Raw genomic sequence first — 17,591 nt, forward strand, 5'->3', positions numbered from 1 at the left:
GCTGGCAAAGGGAAGCAGGTAAATCATGAAGACATCAGTCTCGCGTAAGGTTTTTACGCTAGCGCCGCTGACGGCGACCATCCTGGCATCACTCTGGCCTGGACTCGCCGTCGCCGAGAGCTATTTCAACCCGGCATTCTTGTCGGACGATACCGCGGCGGTGGCGGATCTGTCTCGTTTCGAAAAAGGCAGCAGCCAGCCGCCGGGCGTCTACCGCGTGGACATCTGGCGTAACGATGAGTTTGTTGCCACCGAAGACGTGAACTTTGCTGCGGCGGATAAGAAACTGTCTGCTTCTGAAGCCGTGAAATCCGGCGGACTAACGCCTTGCCTGGACACCGAATGGCTCAAGCGCCTTGGGCTGAATATGCTCGCCTATCCCGAGCTGGCAAAATTTAAGCCCGGGGAGTGCGTGCCGGTGACGACGGCGGTGCCGGGAGCCGAGATTAGCTACGACTTTTCTCGCCTGCGCCTTGATATTAGCCTGCCTCAGGCTTCGCTTATCAACAGCGCCCGTGGTTACATTCCGCCGGATCAGTGGGATGAAGGGATCCCTGCCGCGCTGCTGAACTACACCTTTACCGGCAACCGTGGGACTTACAACGATAGCTATTATCTGAACCTGCAAAGCGGCCTGAATTTCGGCCCGTGGCGCCTGCGTAATAACGGGGCCTGGAACTACAGCAGCGGCGATGGCCGCCGTCAGAATCAGTGGCAGAACATCAGCACCACGCTGCAGCGCACGATTATTCCGCTTAAGGGTGAGCTGGTCATGGGCGACAGCAACACCGGCAGTGACGTGTTCGACAGCCTCGGATTCCGCGGCGCGCGCCTTTATTCTTCAGACAGCATGTACCCGGACAGCCTGCAGGGCTACGCGCCGACCGTGCGTGGGATTGCTCGCACCAACGCCAAGATCGTCATTCGTCAAAACAGCTATGTGATTTATCAGAGCTATGTCTCTCCGGGCGCGTTTGCCATTAGCGACCTTAACCCGACCTCTTCAAGCGGTGACCTTGAGGTGACGGTTGAGGAGAAAGACGGCACCCAGCAGAAATATACCGTGCCTTATTCCACCGTTCCGCTGCTGCAGCGTGAAGGGCGTTTTAAGTATGACGTGGTGATGGGCGACTTCCGCAGCGGGAATAACCAGCAGGATAAACCGTTCTTTACCCAGGGGACGCTGGTTGCCGGTCTGCCGAACGGCTATACCGCCTACGGCGGGACGCAGCTGGCTGAACGCTATACCGCAGTTGCGTTAGGTGCCGGTAAAAACCTTGGCGACTGGGGGGCTATCTCCCTTGATTTGACCCACGCACGCAGCAAGCTGGCGGATGACAGTGAGCATCAGGGGCAGTCCTTGCGCTTCCTGTATGCAAAATCCTTGAGCGACTATGGCACCAACTTCCAGCTGCTCGGCTACCGCTACTCCACGCGTGGTTTTTACACGCTGGATGACGTGGCCTACCGCAACATGGAAGGCTACCAGTATGAGTGGCAAAACAACGACAGCAACCGGCAGGAGCTGGTGGCGACCAGCTATCACAACCTGCGCTACAACAAAAAGGGCCGGTTTCAGGTCAACATTTCTCAGTCTCTGGGAGATTACGGCTCGGTCTATGTTTCCGGCAGCCAGCAAACCTACTGGGGAACCGATCAGGACAACACCTGGTATCAGCTGGGTTATTCCAGCGGCTGGCGCGGCATCAGCTATTCGCTTTCCTTGTCCTGGAGTAAATCCCTCGGCCTTTCAGACACCAACCGCATCATCGCGTTTAACCTCTCGGTTCCGTTTAGCACGCTGCTTGGTCACGGCTATTCGCGCGATACGGCGCTGGATCGTGCCTATGCCACGATGGCCACAAGCCGCAGCTCTGACGGCAAAAACAGCTGGCAAAGCGGGGTCGGCGGGACGCTGCTGGAAGGCCGTAACCTGAACTACAGCGTTACCCAGGGCCATACCAGCACTAACGGCTATTCCGGCAGCGCCACCGCCAACTGGCAGGCGACTTACGGCACGCTTGGCCTGGGCTACAACTATGACCGCAGCCAGCATGACTTCAACTGGCAGGCTTCCGGCGGCGTAGTGGGGCATGCTGACGGGGTGACCTTCAGCCAGCCGTTGGGCGACACCAACGTGCTGATCAAAGCGCCCGGCGCTTCCGGCGTCAGCATTGAAAACCAGACCGGTGTGAAAACGGACTGGCGCGGCTATGCCGTGATGCCGTACGCCACGGTTTACCGCTACAACCGCGTGGCGCTGGATACCAACACAATGGACAACCACACCGACATTGAAAATAACGTCAGCAGCGTGGTGCCGACCGAAGGCGCGCTGGTGCGAGCCGCTTTCGATGCCCGTATCGGCGTGCGCGCCATCATTACCGTTAAGCGCGGTGACCGCCCGGTGCCGTTCGGCTCAGTGGTGCGGGAGGTGCAAAGCGGCGTGACCAGCATGGCCGGCGACGACGGGCAAATCTACCTCAGCGGCCTGCCGTTGAAAGGTAACTTGTTGATCCAATGGGGCGACGGGAAGGGTTCCCAGTGCCGCGCCAACTACTCCCTGCCGGAGGAGAGCCTGAAGCAGGCTGTCGTCATGGCGACCGCCACCTGCTCATAGCGTGCGGAGAGATTCAGGAAGATGAAGATGAAACTGAACACTTTGATTACCGGCGGGCTGCTGCTGGCCTGCGCGGGGCCCGCTGCGGCGACGGTTTGCTCAAACGAGAAAGGCATTCCGACCGATATTGCTTATGATTTGTCTGACAAATTTAATAGCAGCAATAACAACGTCGGGCAGATTGTGACCCTGTCTGAAAAATCAGGTCTGATTGGCGTGAATGCGGTTTGCCCTAAGGGAACATCGGGGAATACCACCAAGCGTAGCTACGTGACAGATTTACCTATCCAGGAAGTAGTGGGTAGTTATAAGTATCTAAAAATAAATGATTGTCTTAACGGCGCGATGAAAATCAACGACAGCTATGCCGGTGATTTTTATCCTCCTGTGAACTACATGCAGATGGGCTCTCACCCTAACGTGTCGAAGAATAAGCCTTTTGGGGTCACAGATTCGAAACTGGTATTTCGTCTTAAAGTTACCCGCCGTTTTATCAATATGGTGCCGATCCCACGCCAGACGATGTTCCGTGTCTACGTCACGACCACTACCGGCGATCCGTTAAGTACGGTGGTTTACACCATCAGCTATAGCGGCAAAGTTGAAGTGCCGCAGACCTGTGAAATCAACGCCGGCCAGGTGGTCGAGTTCGACTTTGGCAGCATTGGCGCATCGCTGTTCAGCCAGGCCGGAGCCGGTAATCGCCCGCAAAGCGTGACGCCGCAGAGCAAAACCGTCGGCATCAAATGCACCAATATTGACGCTCAGGCTTACCTTACGCTGCGTCTTGAAGCCGAAAAGGCCAGCGGCAATATGATGGTGTCCGATAACAGCGATCTCGGCTTTATCGTGGCCAACTCCAGCGGCACGCCGCTGACGCCAAACAACCTGGGCAGCAAGATTAATTTCCAGCTTGATGATACGGCGGCGGCAAGGGTGGGGATTCGCGCCTGGCCGGTGAGCGTCACGGGCGTTAAGCCGAAAGAAGGGCCATTCACCGCCCGCGGCTATCTGCGTGTTGATTTTGATTAAGGGGAAAAGGATGAAAAAATTATCCCTGGCCGCGCTGACTCTGTTTTCAGCGTTGTTGAATCCCATGGCCAAAGCGGCCTCTCCGCTGGGGGAAATCAACGTTGAGCTGCGTGGCAATATTGTGGATTACACCTGTGTCATTGAGACGGCGAGCGACAACAAGACCGTGAAACTGGGATCGTGGCCGACCAAACAGCTGCGCACCGCAGGTAGCACGACACAGGCCATGCCGTTCAACCTGAAGCTAACCGGCTGCCCGCCAGGCGGCGCTGCGTCGATAACCTTTACCGGAAAGGATACCGGCAGCGGGCTGCTGGCGCTGAACGCGGCCAGCACGGCGAAGAACGTGGCGATTGAACTTCTCAATGAGGATAAGTCCCGGCTGTTGCTGAATAACGCCAGTAAAACGATGCAAGTGGATGCTAACGGTGACGTAACGATGAAGTTTTGGGCAAACTATATAGCGACGGCGGACAACGCCGATGCCGGGCTGGCCAATGCCGATGCGACGTTTCTGATTAACTACAACTAAAAGAATCCAGATGGTTCCAGAAAATAACCGGGAGGAGCGTTCCCGGTATTTCCGCTTCCAGCGCTCGATTGTCCCTTATAGCAGCTCGTGCACCTTGGCATAGTCAATCAGCTCGACAATTGAAGTGAGTCCAAGTTTAGAGAATATATTCGCTTTATGTGCGCTAATGGTTTTATTGCTAAGCAGGAGTTGCTCGGCAATCTCTTTATTTGATAGCCCATTTGCCAAATAGCGCAGCACGGTTACCTCACGGTTGGATAATGGCATGTCGTCCATCGTTCCCCGGCGAGATTTATGGCTGCTGATAAAATGCAGCGTCTCCGAAGGGAAAAAGGAGTAGCCCGACAGCAGCATTTCCACCGCGTTAAATATATCTTCCTGCTCCTTACGTTTGCTAACAAATCCGTTGGCACCCGCCTGAATCGCGCGTCCGGCGTAAAAAGACTCTGATTTTGATGACAGGAAAAGGATCTTGGTTTTTTCCTGTATTCCTTTGATTCTCTTGAGTAATGTGAAGCCGTCGGTGTTTGGGAGTTCAATATCAAGAATCACCAGGTCGACGGGATTCGCTCGCATATAGTCGATAACTTCCCGACCATCATCTGTTTTTAAAACAACATTAATATCTTTATTCTTCTGGAGCAGCACTTCTATCGACATTCTGACAATAGGGTGTTCGTCCATAATGATTACGGATGCCGGTTTCATTTTTTTTGCCTCGAGTGTTTGATAAAAACATCGCTTTGACACAGCGTCAATGGCAGCGAAAGTGATAAACAGTGAGTTGGCGGTTGCCGGTCTTTATGCGGGAACCTCCTTGTTTATATTAATACTTATCCCTTTTTAAATTCGTTATTCATGGCTGGAGAACGACTGCCTAAATAACTTCACATTTAAACGTTATAAATGCCCTGGCAAATATAAATATGTGATGAGGTGATTATACAGCGCAGTTCTTGTGGGAAAAGTCTGATGTTCCTGGGGTTAATCAGAGTCAATACGAAATGCTGCGTAATTGATCGTCATTTTTATAAATTGAATTAAGAAACCTTAATTTTGAGTTAGGGTGGTTGAAAAGACTTTTTATTCTAGAAAAAATGACATTTAGTTCTGATTGTTGTTGATTTGTTTTGGATCAAAAAGTGCTGATTGGCGGCAGAGCGGAAAAATTGCTTCCAGGAATAGTTATACTTGTTATTGTTTTGTTTATTTTTAACCCACATCAAACATAAAAATTAAGTAAATTCCTAAAATATCTTACCGCTCAGTAGGTTAGTTCGAACGGCAATGCACACTACCTGCAACAGAAATTTCATTAAGCAGGTGCAGCAATTTACTGCGATTTTCAAGCGCCAGCCTGGCCAACAAAACGTTGAAGCGGTAAACGACGTGATGATAGGGTCTCTCCAGAAAAAGAGCGATAGATTTCAATGACTCCCCGCGGCTCAGAGCCAGCAAAATCATCCATTCTCTAATGGAAAAACGAGGCGTGCTGTAAAGCGCGACTAAATCGGACGGGCTGCTGCTTAACGCCTGTTTCAGCCCCTCGGGGGAAAGACGGCGTTCGACTATCTGGCAGTCGACGGCATAGCGAATAAATCGTGTAATCTCAGGCTTGCGCTGGGCGCTAAGCAGGGTTATCTGGTGCTGTGGCGTGGTGATAATTTGTTGGCGAATAGCTTTCAGGACTTCAAGCATAGGCGTCTCCAGGCTGTCGAGGTCAATAATCAGACGCGGTAAAGAAGAAAGGGTTTGGTGCGCGACGACGTCATCCAGTGAAGGGTAAACCGGAATGTTAAGGTGATGAAAAAGGCTGCCGGTGATTGCGCTACTGAGAAAGCCGTCGGCAGACACCAGGATGGCGTCGGGCTTCTTTGGTTTTTGTCCTCCGATTAATTGCTGCTGAAGATATTCAAGTCGATCGAAAAAAAGCGGCGCGGTGTAGTTGGCGGGGTTTAGAAAATAATCTGTCCGACTACGGCGGTGTTTATTTCGCCTGATAGCAGCGCACATAAGCCCCCTCACAACGGCAATGAATCGGTGAGTGACCAGCGTTTATGCGGCCATAAATAGCCTTGCCCGAGGTTGGCGCCGGATTGCCGGGCCAGCTCAAGATGAAGCGAGTCTTCGATACCTTCGATAACAATTTGAGGCGAAATATCCGCGCATTGTGCAACCAATTGCCGAAGCGCCCGGCGGTTATTGCAGAGGGCCCAGAATGCGTACTTGTCAATTTTTACTCCGCCGACATCAAAGGCGTAGCGATGGAAGCTTTCCATACAGCGGTCGGTAAGGTCATCAAGCCATACCGATATCCTTTCTTGCTGTAGTAGCTTAATTCGCTCACACAGGCAGCGCTGATGCTGCCGGGCGAGCGTGCCAAAAAGTGGGGCATCCTGTATCTCAATTGTTATCCACGATTCACAAACATCAAGCAGCCGCGCGAACAACCGATCGTCAATCAGCGCCTTAAGGGGAAGGTTAAGAAAGTATCTGCCAGATTTTTGCAGAGACTTTAGCAGGTCAACCTGATGGCAAAAGAGCGCCACGCTATCGGTAACCGGTAGTTTTGCAAAAAAAGCTTCAGGATCGCGCGACGGCGGTAACTGGCTGAGGACTTCGTGGCTAATCACCTGCCCGCTAAATAAATTAACAATCGGCTCCAGGCGGAGTCCGGATATATGTTGGTTAACAGATAATAAAATGTTATCGGCAGAAATATTTATCATTATTTTGTCGCTAATTGTGACAACTAGAACTGAATTGCTGAACGATCAGGGACCTGAGAGGAAGAGGCGGTGTGCATCCAGCTAATTTGGAGATTATTCTGAAGGTATTCTCTCAGTGCCTTGACGGGGTGAATACCGGGGATGACTTATTCCAGGTTGCGAAAATTCGCAACCCTGATATGTGAAGGGGTGATTTTTTTAATAATTAAGATTAATTCCCTGACGTAATAAGAAAAGACTTAATTAAATACTTCAGTCCAGCAAGAAAGGTAAATTGAGCTTGATATAATTCATGAGTTTATATTGGTTCTTGATATTAAGTTTTTTCATAATCGACAGTCGTTTATCCCGAGCGACATTTTCATCAATATGCATAATAAAGGCCGCATCGACCAGCGAGTAGCCACAGGCCATAAGCTTGAGCAATTCGCGTTCCTGCAGGTTGAAATGCCGGGTTGTGCAGTAGTGGCAAATAGACGTTGGGACCGGCAGGGTATTTTTTCTACGCCGCTCGGGATCAACCCAGGGCGCCAGTTTGAGCCTGACATCCTCGACCTCATCCTCCCGATAAATTGACGGCAGCATATACAGGCAAGGGCGGAACATCAGGTTTTCCTGATCCTGTTTACGGCAGATGAGGATCACCCGCTGGTGGCGCGTCGTTTGCGGGATTTTGTAGCAGTTGGCGGTGGACCAGTTGTCATCGAGCGCGAAAAATACCAGGTCGGCGACGTCCTGGTGCGCCAACGGTAAGAAATGATAAGTCTCGCTAAACTGACGACAGAGCTGCTGGATAATAATTTTAATGCCATTTGCAAAATGGCTATTTCTTTCACAGATAGCAACGGTAAGCATGCCTTCCTCCGGGCTGGTTGACTATTAAAAAAATGATAGTGAAAAAAACTCGGATTATGAATGTGTTACGACTTAACCCCGCGGTAGTGGAGGATGAATTATTGCCAGGCCATTTCCTGGGAGTAGCAGAAAAAGCGGCAAAAAAACGCTTTGGGTAAAGTTTTCTGCTGTTACGCCGATGATTAAGACTTGTCTTACAGGGAATGAGAAGCAATGTTAAACCGTATCAAAATCGTTACAAGCTTACTGGTCGTCCTGGGGCTGTTTGGCATTTTGCAGATAGCTTCCGGCGGATTGTTCTTTAACGCGCTGAAGCAGGACAAAGAAAATTTCACCGTTTTACAAACTATTCGTCAGCAGCAGTCAACGCTAAACGGCAGCTGGGTTGCGCTGCTGCAAACCCGTAATACCCTGAATCGCGCGGGCATCCGCTATATGATGGATGCCAATAAAATTGGCAGCGGTTCGACCGTTGAAGAGCTGATGGCGATTGCCAGCACCTCGCTGAAACAGGCCGAGGTCGAGTGGGCGGCTTATGAAGCCCTGCCGCGTGACCCGCGCCAGAGCGATGCCGCCGCGCAGGAAATTAAGCGCAACTACGACATTTATCATGGCGCGCTGGCGGAGCTGATTCAGCTGCTTGGCGCGGGCAAAATTAATGAATTCTTCGATCAGCCGACTCAGGGGTATCAGGACGGTTTTGAGAAGCAATACGTTAACTACCTGCAGCAAAACGACCATCTGTATCAGGAAGCCGTAGACAGCAGCAACAGCTCTTACAGCATGGCTATCTGGATCCTGATTGGCGTGCTGATTGTCGTCCTGGTGGTGATTCTTGTGGTCTGGCAAGGGATCCGCACGACGCTTATTTCTCCGCTTAACCGCCTGATTGAAAGCATCCGCCATATTGCTGGCGGTGACCTGGTGTGCAAAATCGACGTTGAAGGCACCAACGAGATGGGGCAGTTGGCTGAGAATCTGCGCCATATGCAAAACGAGCTGGTTATCACCGTGGGCGAAGTGCGTAACGGCGCGAACGCGATTTATAGCGGCGCCAGCGAGATTTCTATCGGTAACAACGATCTCTCTTCTCGTACCGAGCAGCAGGCAGCTTCGCTTGAGGAAACTGCCGCGAGCATGGAACAGCTGACCGCCACGGTTAAGCAGAATGCTGAAAACGCTCGTCAGGCCAGCCAACTGGCGCTGAGCGCCTCTGAAACCGCCCAGCGTGGCGGAAAAGTCGTGGATAACGTGGTGCATACCATGAGCGAAATTGCCGGCAGCTCGCAGAAAATTGCCGACATTATTAGCGTGATTGACGGTATCGCCTTCCAGACCAATATTCTGGCGCTGAACGCCGCCGTTGAAGCCGCTCGTGCGGGTGAGCAGGGGCGTGGTTTTGCGGTTGTAGCCGGTGAGGTTCGCAACCTGGCGCAGCGCAGCGCCCAGGCCGCAAAAGAGATTAAAACCCTGATTGAAGACTCGGTCAGCAAAGTGGATACCGGCTCGACGCTGGTTGAAAGTGCCGGGGAAACAATGGGTGAGATCGTCAATGCGGTAACCCGCGTGACCGATATCATGGGGGAAATCGCTTCCGCGTCCGACGAGCAAAGCCGTGGTATCGATCAGGTTGGCTTAGCCGTTGCAGAAATGGATCGCGTGACTCAGCAAAACGCCGCGCTGGTCGAGGAGTCCGCAGCCGCAGCCGCAGCGCTGGAAGAGCAGGCCAGTCGCCTCACTCAGTCCGTGTCCGTGTTCCGTATCGCTCAGGAGCGCCAGGCAAAAGCACAGTCTGCCGCGCCTAAGTCCGTCGCGACGACGCCTGCCCCGCGCAAAGCCGTTGCCGCCGCGTCTGACGATAACTGGGAAACCTTCTGATTTAATGACGTTAAGTAAACTACGGCGGCCTGTGCTGCCGTGGTTATTTATAAGCAAACTCGTAGTTCACAATGTAAGAGCCCAGTTTGTTCACCCTCGCCGTGACCCACACGGCATCCATGCCTTGTCTTCGTTCCACAAGTAATGCTGCTTTGCTGGTGCACAGTTCTTTCCATCTGTCCGTATGGGGATCTTTAATCCACAGTCCAGCCTCGCAGTGGCCGCTTTTGCCTCTGGCCGGGCCTGGAAACTCGACGTCATATTCGGAAAGGTAGCCGATGGTTTTGTCGGGGAAGAGATAAACATAAACATCCGCGCTGTTTAATACCAGGACGGTGAATACCGTAGAGTAGCCGAAAAACTTTTCACCTAAATATTTGAGCTTTTTTGTTGTGGGCAGGTGGCGCAGGGAGCCAAGCGTCAATATCAGGCCTATAGAGAACCCAAAGCCAAGGTAAATTCGGAGCTCAGGAAAGTCTTTTACCAAAACGGTGTAGTGCGAGATAGACATGGCCCAGAGCATGTACCACATTATTGCGGCAAAAAAAGACATGAAGACGGCTGTCACCATGAATTGTTTAGAAAAAATATAGCTAAGCAGCTTATTTATTTTGCTTTTGACGTCCATGTTCAGCGAGAACCCAATTTGTTGAGTTTAATGAGACGTTATTATTATCGGCCGTTTTGGTAGGTATTTGAATAGGCGATGTACCCCTCGCCAGGCAGGCGAGGGGCCGGGGTATTACTCTGTGTCTTTCGGGGCTTCGCGATTTTCCAGCTCGGTCAGGCGTTGCTCCAGCAGAGCCAGCTTCTCACGGGTGCGCAGCAGGACCTGAGTCTGGACGTCAAACTCTTCGCGGCTCACCAGGTCGAGGCGGGTTAGCTGAGACTGCAGCACCTGGCGTACTTTCTTCTCCACATCATCCCCGAACTCACGAATCCCTTTCGGCATTGACTCATGGACCTGACGGGCGATTTGTTCAATTTTTTTCGGGTCAATCATAGCGGCTTCCATTATCTGGCGGGTGATTGGGCTAATTGTAATGCCTGATTGCCAGGGGATAAACTGGAAATGTTGCCTGCGTAATCGTTGCCCACAAAAATGATTAGCGCTATAGTGAACCTGCTTATTCTCAGGGCGGGGCGAAACTCCCCACCGGCGGTAAATCAGCTTACGCTGAAAGCCCGCGAGCGCTTCAGGCTTGGCCTGAAGGTCAGCAGATCCGGTGTAATTCCGGGGCCGACGGTTAAAGTCCGGATGGGAGAGAGTAACGATCACGTCAGGCCTCGGCCTGCCCGCGTTATTTTTTTAGCTCCTAAGACTGCCCTGATTCTGGTAACCATAATTTTAATGAGGTTTTTTTACCATGAATCAGACGCTACTTTCTGCATTTGGCACCCCGACTGAGCGCGTTGAGCGTGCTCTTGATGCGCTTCGCGAAGGCCGTGGCGCCATGGTTCTCGACGACGAAAATCGTGAGAATGAAGGCGATATGATCTTCCCGGCTGAAACCATGACCGTTGAGCAAATGGCGCTGACCATTCGCCACGGCAGCGGTATTGTCTGCCTGTGCCTGACCGACGAACGCCGTAAACAGCTCGATCTGCCAATGATGGTCGAAAACAACACCAGCGCTTTTGGCACAGGCTTTACCGTGACCATTGAAGCCGCTCACGGTGTCACGACCGGCGTTTCTGCTGCTGACCGCCTGACCACCGTACGCGCGGCGATTGCCGACGGCGCGAAACCGAGCGATCTGCATCGCCCTGGTCACGTATTCCCGCTGCGCGCGCAGCCGGGCGGCGTGTTAACCCGCGGCGGCCACACCGAAGCGACTATCGACCTGGTTTCTCTGGCCGGTTTCAAACCTGCTGGCGTCCTGTGTGAGCTGACCAACGACGACGGCACCATGGCGCGTGCGCCGGAGTGCATGGAGTTCGCCCGCAAACACAATATGGCCGTTGTGACCATTGAAGATCTGGTGGAATACCGCCAGGCGCAAGCGCGCAAAGCCAGCTAAAAAATAAAGCCCGGTCAGCGCGATCGGGCTTTACTTCTCACCTCCGCCTCACCGTTTTCCGCTCGTTCAGACCTGTTCAAAATTTCTGATGATCATCATCATGCTTATCTGAGTTCTTCCCCCAAAAATTGGGCGTAATCTGTGTGCATTAAAGCTTAGCCATTTAAGGACACCCTCATGACAACCCAACGTATGCCCGCGCTGTTCCTTGGTCACGGTAGCCCGATGAACGTGCTGGAAGATAACCGCTATACCCGCGCCTGGGCGCAGCTTGGTGAAACGCTGCCGCGGCCAAAAGCGATTGTGGTGGTGTCGGCCCACTGGTTCACCCGGGGGACGGGCGTGACGGCGATGGAAGCTCCGAAAACGATTCACGACTTTGGCGGTTTTCCGCAGGCGCTGTATGACACGCATTACCCGGCCCCCGGCTCGCCTGAACTGGCGCAGCAGCTGGTCGAGTTACTAGCTCCGGTTCCGGTCGCGCTGGATAAAGAAGCCTGGGGCTTTGACCACGGTTCGTGGGGCGTGCTTATTAAAATGTACCCGAATGCGGATATCCCGATGGTGCAGTTGAGCATCGACAGCACCAAGCCTGCAGCCTGGCATCTGGAGATGGGCCGCAAACTGGCCACGCTGCGGGACCAGGGCATTATGCTGGTGGCGAGCGGTAACGTTGTGCACAACCTGCGCACAGCGCGCTGGCACGGTGAAAATACGCCATACCCGTGGGCCGAGTCGTTTAACGATTACGTGAAAACAAACCTGACATGGCAGGGGCCTGCCGGGCAGCATCCGCTGGTGAACTATCTCGACCACGAAGGTGGCTCACTGTCGAACCCGACGGCGGATCACTTCCTGCCGCTGCTTTATATTTTAGGCGCGTGGGACGGTAAAGAGCCGGTGACGATTCCGGTAGACGGAATAGAGATGGGATCGCTTAGCATGCTGTCGGTTGTTATTGGATAAACGAAAAAGCGCCCAATGGGCGCTTTTTTACTGCTTTACTCAACAAAAATATGCGGGTAGAAGCGTGAAAGATCCTGCGTGATAAGCTCGCGATCTTCGCGAATGCCGATCCCGGCGGGCCGATCGTTGATGAGCCAGCTGCCAATCAGCGTATAGCTGTCGCCGAATTTAGGCAGTTGATAGAACTGCTGAACTATCATGCCTTCTTCGCCGTACGGCCCGTCAACGCGCGCGATCTCCTGACCATTTTCGATGATCTTCACGTTGGCACCTTCGCGGGAGAAGATGGGCTTCACGACGTATTTTTCCATCGGCGGGAAGGTATCTTCGGCGAAGTAAGCCGGCAGCAGGTTAGGGTGATCCGGGAACATTTCCCACAGCATCGGCAGCAGGGCCTTGTTGGAGATAATGCTTTTCCACGCTGGCTCCAGCCAGCGTACGCCCGCATCTTCCAGCTTGGTGGAGAACATCTCGCGCAGCATGTGCTCCCATGGGTAGAGCTTGAACAGGTTGCTGATAACCTGATCCTGCAGATCGGTAAACTGCCCTTTCTCTCCAAGACCAATTTCCTCAATAAAGAGGAATTCGCTGGCGACGTCTGATTCAGTGGCGCAGTCCTGCAGATATTGCACCGTCCCGCGATCTTCTACCGTGTCCTGGCAGCAGGCGAAATGCAGCAGGTTAAAGCCGTGCTGCTGTTTTAGCTCTGCGAAGCGTTCAATCAGCTTTTCCTGCAGGCTGTTGAACTGGTCTGCGCCTTCGGGCAGGTTGCCCGCCGCGACCTGATCTTCAAGCCAAATCCACTGGAAGAACGCCGCTTCGTACAGTGACGTTGGCGTATCGGCGTTGTTTTCAAGCAGCTTGGGTTCACCCACGCCGTCCCACGCCAGGTCCAGGCGTGAATAAAGGGACGGCTGCTGGCTGCGCCATGACTGACGCACGAACTCCCAGGTGTGTTTCGGAATGCGGAAGCGGGCCATCAGCTCGTCGCTGGCAACCACCTTTTCCACGACCTGAAGGCACATCTGATGCAGCTCGGCGGTAACGTCTTCCAGGCGTTCAACCTGCGCCAGCGTCAGCTTGTAATAGGCATCTTCACACCAGTACGGCTCGCCGTACATGGTGTGGAAGTTAAAGCCGTATTCCGTGGCCTTTTCGCGCCAGTCAGGGCGCTCGACAATAGAAACTCTTTCCATGATTTATCAGCCGCCCATCGAACGGCTGGTGCCGGAGGCGCTGCTGCGCTGCATGGTGGACTGTTTGGCCACTGACTCACCAAAGCCGCCGCGAGTGACCGTAGAGGTTGTGGCTGGTTTTGGTGCCATAGCGGTTTTTGGTACTGTGGTGGTGCGGCCTGGCGTGGCTGCGCCGTAGCTCTTGCCGCTGGCATCGGCGTATTTACCGTAAGCCGGGCTGGCCGGATTTTTCGAGCTGAACAGCGGCTGTTGAGCAAAGCCCGCACCGCCGCCCATCAGGCGACCCATCATGTAGCCCGCCATCAGCGGCATCCAGAAGCTGCCGCTTTGCTGCGGTTGGGCCTGAGCCTGGCTTTCGCCGGCAAGGCTTGCCTGAGCTGGCGCCTGCTGGCACTGACCTTCGCCAAACTCGGCGACACAGGCTTCACGTGAGGCGTACTTCGGCGCGGTGCGCTCGGCTTCTTTCAGCGCATTGTTATAGGCGGTGGTACATTCCGCGCTTTTGCTCGGGTTTGCCTGCGAGCAGTCATCCGCGTTTTGATACATGGAGACGGTTTCGTCACTTTGTTCACAGCCAGCCAGCATAAAGACGGCGGTGACGGCCAACGCCACCGGCGTTAAATGGCGAGCGTTCCAGCTTTTGCGGAACGATGAATGATTTATATTTTTTGTCCGTTTCATTTAATCAGTCCTGAGCCCAGTAGGTTTGGTGCTAAGGATAGGGGATGAGCGGTTGAAATTGAAGCGATGTCGGCCTGTTGGCAGGGGATCTTTACGTTGCCTTACGTTTAAACGTGAGGCGAAAAAAAAGGGGCGTGTTTTCACGCCCCTGATAATGATGTTTTCGCGATTAATTGCCGAATGGGTTGGCTTTTTTACCGCTGGTGGCCGCTGCCGGAGTGGCATGAGCCGGTTTAGTCGATGCGGAGGCGGCGGTTGTGTTGTAACCGTCGGCACGGGCATCCTGATCTGGCGTTTCTGGCGCCACGCTGTCAGCCGCCGTAGAAACCGGCTTGCCTAGGGCGCTGTTCAGAACCTGCAGATCCTGCTCGTTCAACGTACCCAGCGCTGATTTGATATTCAGCTGGTTAATCAGGTAGTTATAACGTGCGCTGGAAAGCTGTTGCTTCGCGTTATACAGCGTGGTGGTAGCATCCAGGACGTCAACGATGGTACGAGTCCCGACGGAGTAACCGGCTTCCATGGCATCCAATGAGCTTTGCGCAGACACAACGGCCTGTTTGTAGGCGTTGATGGTGCTGATGGAGGCATTCACGTTGTTAAAGGAAGAACGTACGGTCTGGACTACGCTGCGGTGCGCGCTTTCCAACTGCTCGCTGGCACCCACGAAGTTGTACTGAGCCTGTTTAACCTGAGAGTTAACCTGGCCGCCCTGATAAAGCGGCAGGGAGAAGCTCAGGCCCACTTTGTTTTGGCCATCGTAGCTGTTGCCGTAACGAGTTTGATCGCTGGTTTTAGAGCCGTTATAGCTGGTGTTAGATACACCGGTGGAGGCAGTCAGGCTCAGCGTTGGCAGGTGGCCATCTTCTGCCAGACGAATCTGCTCGCGAGCCAGGTCCTGGCTCAGGCGAGCCTGCAGCAGGCTGAGGTTGCGCTTTTCGGCTTCTTTCAGCAGGCTGTTTACCGCATCTGGCTTGGTGGTTTTGAAACCATCAACGTTCAGAGACGCGAGGTTCAGATAGTCGTTACCGGTGACCTGACGCAGAGACTCCACCGCATTATCCAGGTTATTACGGGCGGTGACTTCATTCGCCAGCACGGTGTCGTACTGCGCACGGGCGTTCTGCACGTCGGTAATAGCAACCAGGCCTACGTTAAAGCGCTGAGTGGTTTGATCCAACTGGCGATAAATAGCCTGTTTCTGCGCTTCGGTGTAGGAGAGTGCATCAATCGCGCTCAGCACGTTAAAATAGGCCGTCGCGGTATTCAGGATCAGCGCCTGCTGGTCTGTCTGGAAGCTGACGTCCTGAATGCCTGCGGTTTTTTCCTGCAGGCTCAATGCACGCCATTTTGACATATCAAAAATGGTTTGCGTCAGCTGTAACGTTGCGCTGGTCGCGTTGGAGTTAACGCCGTTAGAGTCGCGGTAGCCGCTGCCGTAGCCATAATCTGCACCCAGACCCAGCTGTGGCAGTAATGGGCTGCGTGTTTCATTAATTTTTTCGAATGCGGCGTCACGGTCAGCAGCGGATTTACGCAGATCCGGGTTGCTGGTGCGGGCCTGTTGGTAAACCTGCAGCAGATTCTCTGCCTGGCTCATAGCGCTGAAACCTGCCAGGCTCAGACCGATAAGAATGGGGAGCAATTTCTTCATTTGCATTCCTTGTTGTGAAGCAGAATTATTTTGTTTAACGCCGACAGGAGTCAAATATGATCGCCAATTCTACAGATTCCGTCAGCCGGGCAGGTTGGCGTAAAGTGCCATCTACCTTAATTTTCACCAATCTACCACATCAAAATTGAAAGGGCAGTTGTGCGGGGTTGAAATCGCCCGGCCAGCGCCCATTTGCCATCAGGACATCATCTATGAACAAGTCAGTAAAGCAAGTGGCTACTTTCGCCAAAAAGGATGTAGAAATTATTGCACGTGAAACGCTTTATCGTGGCTTTTTTTCACTCGATCTTTATCGCTTTCGCCATCGCTTGTTTAACGGCGAAATGAGCGGTGAAGTGAGGCGTGAAATTTTTGAGCGCGGTCACGCTGCGGTGCTGCTACCCTATGACCCTGTGCGTGATGAAGTCGTGCTGGTAGAGCAGATTCGTATCGCCGCCTGGGACTCCAGCGAAACGCCGTGGCTGCTGGAAATGGTCGCCGGCATGATTGAAGAGGGCGAGAGCGTAGAAGATGTTGCGCGCCGTGAAGCAGTAGAAGAAGCAGGCCTGGTCGTTGGCCGCACCAAACCGGTACTGAGCTATTTGGCCAGCCCCGGCGGCACCAGCGAAAGGCTGTCTATCTTAGTAGGCGAAGTGGACGCCACTCAGGCCAAAGGTATTCATGGCCTGGTGGAAGAAAACGAAGATATTCGTGTTCATGTGGTCAGCCGGGAGCAGGCTTACCAGTGTGTTGAAGAGGGGAGCATCGACAACGCGGCGTCGGTCATCGCTTTGCAATGGCTGCAGCTGCATTATGAGCAACTAAGAAAAGAGTGGAATCACTGATTATGAAGCGCTATACCCCTGACTTCCCTGAAATGATGCGTTTGTGCGAAACCAACTTCGCGCAGCTGCGCCGCCTGCTGCCGCAAAATGATGCGCCAGGCGAAACGGTAACATATCAGGTTAATAGCGCCAGATATCGATTAACTATTTCAGAATCAACACGTTATACAACCCTTGTGGAAATAGAACAAACGCTGCCCGCCGTGAGTTACTGGAGCCTGCCGTCGATGTCGGTCAGGCTGTATCACGATGCGATGGTCGCGGAAGTGTGTTCAAGCCAGCAGATCTTTCGCTTCAAAGCACGTTATGATTATCCGAATAAAAAGTTGCATCAACGCGACGAAAAGCATCAAATTAACCAGTTTCTTGCCGATTGGCTGCGCTACTGTTTAGCGCATGGAGCAATGGCGGTTCCGGTTTATACCTAGTTTTTTAGGGACGAGGACGGCTAACGGCACTACGCCCTGAATAATGGATGGTATTAATACCCTGAATGAACCGAGCTGCGGCCTGGATATCAGCAGCTTAAGTGCGGTGGGTAGTAAGTATGGTGGGGAGTAAGTGTGCGTGAAACCTAAGGAC

The 17,591-nt window shown here is 53.2% G+C and carries 17 protein-coding genes and 1 riboswitch; of the genes, 8 read left to right on the top strand and 9 right to left on the bottom strand.

The features are described 5' to 3' along the window. The first annotated feature begins 25 nt into the window (after positions 1-25). Genes HX778_RS06415 through sfmF form a run of 3 tightly spaced genes read left to right on the top strand, consistent with a single transcriptional unit; the run spans position 26 to position 4,184 of the window. On the top strand, positions 26-2,620 hold the full coding sequence (locus HX778_RS06415; RefSeq protein WP_176981550.1) for a fimbrial biogenesis usher protein: 2,595 nt from the start codon (positions 26-28) through the stop codon (positions 2,618-2,620). A 27-nt stretch (positions 2,621-2,647) separates the two neighbouring features. Then, positions 2,648-3,652 carry a type 1 fimbria D-mannose specific adhesin FimH gene (gene fimH / locus HX778_RS06420; protein WP_176981551.1) on the top strand — a complete coding sequence of 335 codons (1,005 nt, stop codon included), beginning with the start codon at positions 2,648-2,650 and terminating at the stop codon, positions 3,650-3,652. Positions 3,653-3,662: 10 nt separating this feature from the next. After that, a complete protein-coding gene (sfmF, locus tag HX778_RS06425; protein WP_038478782.1) occupies positions 3,663-4,184 on the top strand; it encodes a fimbria assembly protein in 522 nt (173 codons plus the stop codon). A 75-nt stretch (positions 4,185-4,259) separates the two neighbouring features. Here the strand turns inward: sfmF and fimZ are convergent, their stop codons facing one another. From fimZ to fimW, 4 genes are all read right to left on the bottom strand, one after another. Continuing rightward, complete coding sequence (fimZ, locus tag HX778_RS06430; protein WP_038478785.1) at positions 4,260-4,892, bottom strand: fimbria biosynthesis transcriptional regulator FimZ; 633 nt, start codon at positions 4,890-4,892, stop codon at positions 4,260-4,262. 564 nt (positions 4,893-5,456) lie between these two features. Continuing rightward, positions 5,457-6,197, bottom strand: a complete 741-nt coding sequence (locus tag HX778_RS06435) for a DNA-binding response regulator (protein WP_176981552.1) — start codon at positions 6,195-6,197, stop codon at positions 5,457-5,459. An 8-nt stretch (positions 6,198-6,205) separates the two neighbouring features. Then, on the bottom strand, positions 6,206-6,913 hold the full coding sequence (locus HX778_RS06440) for an EAL domain-containing protein (RefSeq protein ID WP_038478791.1): 708 nt from the start codon (positions 6,911-6,913) through the stop codon (positions 6,206-6,208). A 252-nt stretch (positions 6,914-7,165) separates the two neighbouring features. Then, positions 7,166-7,768, bottom strand: a complete 603-nt coding sequence (gene fimW, locus HX778_RS06445) for a fimbria biosynthesis transcriptional regulator FimW (RefSeq protein WP_038478794.1) — start codon at positions 7,766-7,768, stop codon at positions 7,166-7,168. Between the two features lie 213 nt (positions 7,769-7,981). Between fimW and tsr the strand changes: the two genes are divergently transcribed. Beyond that, positions 7,982-9,646, top strand: coding sequence for a methyl-accepting chemotaxis protein (gene tsr / locus HX778_RS06450; RefSeq protein ID WP_176981553.1), 1,665 nt, complete (start codon positions 7,982-7,984; stop codon positions 9,644-9,646). Between the two features lie 43 nt (positions 9,647-9,689). Here the strand turns inward: tsr and HX778_RS06455 are convergent, their stop codons facing one another. Together HX778_RS06455 and HX778_RS06460 are read right to left on the bottom strand one after the other, a co-directional pair. Beyond that, positions 9,690-10,274 (bottom strand): hypothetical protein, encoded by a 585-nt coding sequence (locus tag HX778_RS06455; protein ID WP_255483353.1) that lies wholly within the window; start codon positions 10,272-10,274, stop codon positions 9,690-9,692. A 114-nt stretch (positions 10,275-10,388) separates the two neighbouring features. Beyond that, the gene (locus HX778_RS06460; RefSeq protein WP_038478803.1) at positions 10,389-10,649 is read right to left on the bottom strand and encodes an accessory factor UbiK family protein; all 261 of its coding nucleotides are present in this window, start codon (positions 10,647-10,649) and stop codon (positions 10,389-10,391) included. 122 nt (positions 10,650-10,771) lie between these two features. Further along, positions 10,772-10,920: riboswitch (FMN riboswitch) on the top strand. A gap of 93 nt (positions 10,921-11,013) precedes the next feature. Here HX778_RS06460 and ribB point away from each other — a divergent pair. Further along, positions 11,014-11,667 carry a 3,4-dihydroxy-2-butanone-4-phosphate synthase gene (ribB, locus tag HX778_RS06465; protein WP_038478806.1) on the top strand — a complete coding sequence of 218 codons (654 nt, stop codon included), beginning with the start codon at positions 11,014-11,016 and terminating at the stop codon, positions 11,665-11,667. A 177-nt stretch (positions 11,668-11,844) separates the two neighbouring features. Continuing rightward, positions 11,845-12,633: a 4,5-DOPA dioxygenase extradiol gene (gene ygiD / locus HX778_RS06470; RefSeq protein WP_176981554.1), complete on the top strand. Its 789-nt coding sequence runs from the start codon at positions 11,845-11,847 to the stop codon at positions 12,631-12,633. 35 nt (positions 12,634-12,668) lie between these two features. On the opposite strand, the gene HX778_RS06475 is transcribed toward ygiD, so the two are convergent. The 3 genes from HX778_RS06475 to tolC all read right to left on the bottom strand — a co-directional run bounded on the left by HX778_RS06475 (position 12,669) and on the right by tolC (position 16,164). Beyond that, positions 12,669-13,829 (bottom strand): glutathionylspermidine synthase family protein, encoded by a 1,161-nt coding sequence (locus HX778_RS06475; protein WP_038478812.1) that lies wholly within the window; start codon positions 13,827-13,829, stop codon positions 12,669-12,671. Positions 13,830-13,835: 6 nt separating this feature from the next. Further along, entirely contained in the window at positions 13,836-14,510 is a 675-nt protein-coding gene (locus HX778_RS06480) for a DUF1190 family protein (RefSeq protein ID WP_038478815.1), read from the bottom strand. 169 nt (positions 14,511-14,679) lie between these two features. Beyond that, the gene (gene tolC / locus HX778_RS06485; RefSeq protein ID WP_038478818.1) at positions 14,680-16,164 is read right to left on the bottom strand and encodes an outer membrane channel protein TolC; all 1,485 of its coding nucleotides are present in this window, start codon (positions 16,162-16,164) and stop codon (positions 14,680-14,682) included. A gap of 212 nt (positions 16,165-16,376) precedes the next feature. Between tolC and nudF the strand changes: the two genes are divergently transcribed. Together nudF and HX778_RS06495 are read left to right on the top strand one after the other, a co-directional pair. Further along, positions 16,377-17,009: an ADP-ribose diphosphatase gene (gene nudF, locus HX778_RS06490; protein WP_038478821.1), complete on the top strand. Its 633-nt coding sequence runs from the start codon at positions 16,377-16,379 to the stop codon at positions 17,007-17,009. Positions 17,010-17,011: 2 nt separating this feature from the next. Beyond that, on the top strand, positions 17,012-17,437 hold the full coding sequence (locus tag HX778_RS06495) for a DUF1249 family protein (protein WP_038478824.1): 426 nt from the start codon (positions 17,012-17,014) through the stop codon (positions 17,435-17,437). The last annotated feature ends 154 nt before the right edge of the window (positions 17,438-17,591 follow it).

Source organism: Cedecea sp. P7760, assembly GCF_013386425.1.
GTDB classification, from domain to species: Bacteria; Pseudomonadota; Gammaproteobacteria; order Enterobacterales; family Enterobacteriaceae; genus Cedecea; species Cedecea selenatireducens.

What these genes read in the sequence shown, in the direction of transcription:
- fimW (WP_038478794.1), bottom strand. Translation starts at nt 7,768, where the DNA reads ATGCTTACCGTTGCTATCTGTGAAAGAAATAGCCATTTTGCAAATGGC.
- tolC (WP_038478818.1), bottom strand. Translation starts at nt 16,164, where the DNA reads ATGAAGAAATTGCTCCCCATTCTTATCGGTCTGAGCCTGGCAGGTTTC.
- HX778_RS06435 (WP_176981552.1), bottom strand. Translation starts at nt 6,197, where the DNA reads ATGTGCGCTGCTATCAGGCGAAATAAACACCGCCGTAGTCGGACAGAT.
- sfmF (WP_038478782.1), top strand. Translation starts at nt 3,663, where the DNA reads ATGAAAAAATTATCCCTGGCCGCGCTGACTCTGTTTTCAGCGTTGTTG.
- HX778_RS06440 (WP_038478791.1), bottom strand. Translation starts at nt 6,913, where the DNA reads ATGATAAATATTTCTGCCGATAACATTTTATTATCTGTTAACCAACAT.
- ygiD (WP_176981554.1), top strand. Translation starts at nt 11,845, where the DNA reads ATGACAACCCAACGTATGCCCGCGCTGTTCCTTGGTCACGGTAGCCCG.
- HX778_RS06495 (WP_038478824.1), top strand. Translation starts at nt 17,012, where the DNA reads ATGAAGCGCTATACCCCTGACTTCCCTGAAATGATGCGTTTGTGCGAA.
- fimZ (WP_038478785.1), bottom strand. Translation starts at nt 4,892, where the DNA reads ATGAAACCGGCATCCGTAATCATTATGGACGAACACCCTATTGTCAGA.
- ribB (WP_038478806.1), top strand. Translation starts at nt 11,014, where the DNA reads ATGAATCAGACGCTACTTTCTGCATTTGGCACCCCGACTGAGCGCGTT.
- nudF (WP_038478821.1), top strand. Translation starts at nt 16,377, where the DNA reads ATGAACAAGTCAGTAAAGCAAGTGGCTACTTTCGCCAAAAAGGATGTA.
- HX778_RS06480 (WP_038478815.1), bottom strand. Translation starts at nt 14,510, where the DNA reads ATGAAACGGACAAAAAATATAAATCATTCATCGTTCCGCAAAAGCTGG.
- HX778_RS06415 (WP_176981550.1), top strand. Translation starts at nt 26, where the DNA reads ATGAAGACATCAGTCTCGCGTAAGGTTTTTACGCTAGCGCCGCTGACG.
- tsr (WP_176981553.1), top strand. Translation starts at nt 7,982, where the DNA reads ATGTTAAACCGTATCAAAATCGTTACAAGCTTACTGGTCGTCCTGGGG.
- HX778_RS06475 (WP_038478812.1), bottom strand. Translation starts at nt 13,829, where the DNA reads ATGGAAAGAGTTTCTATTGTCGAGCGCCCTGACTGGCGCGAAAAGGCC.
- fimH (WP_176981551.1), top strand. Translation starts at nt 2,648, where the DNA reads ATGAAACTGAACACTTTGATTACCGGCGGGCTGCTGCTGGCCTGCGCG.
- HX778_RS06455 (WP_255483353.1), bottom strand. Translation starts at nt 10,274, where the DNA reads ATGGACGTCAAAAGCAAAATAAATAAGCTGCTTAGCTATATTTTTTCT.
- HX778_RS06460 (WP_038478803.1), bottom strand. Translation starts at nt 10,649, where the DNA reads ATGATTGACCCGAAAAAAATTGAACAAATCGCCCGTCAGGTCCATGAG.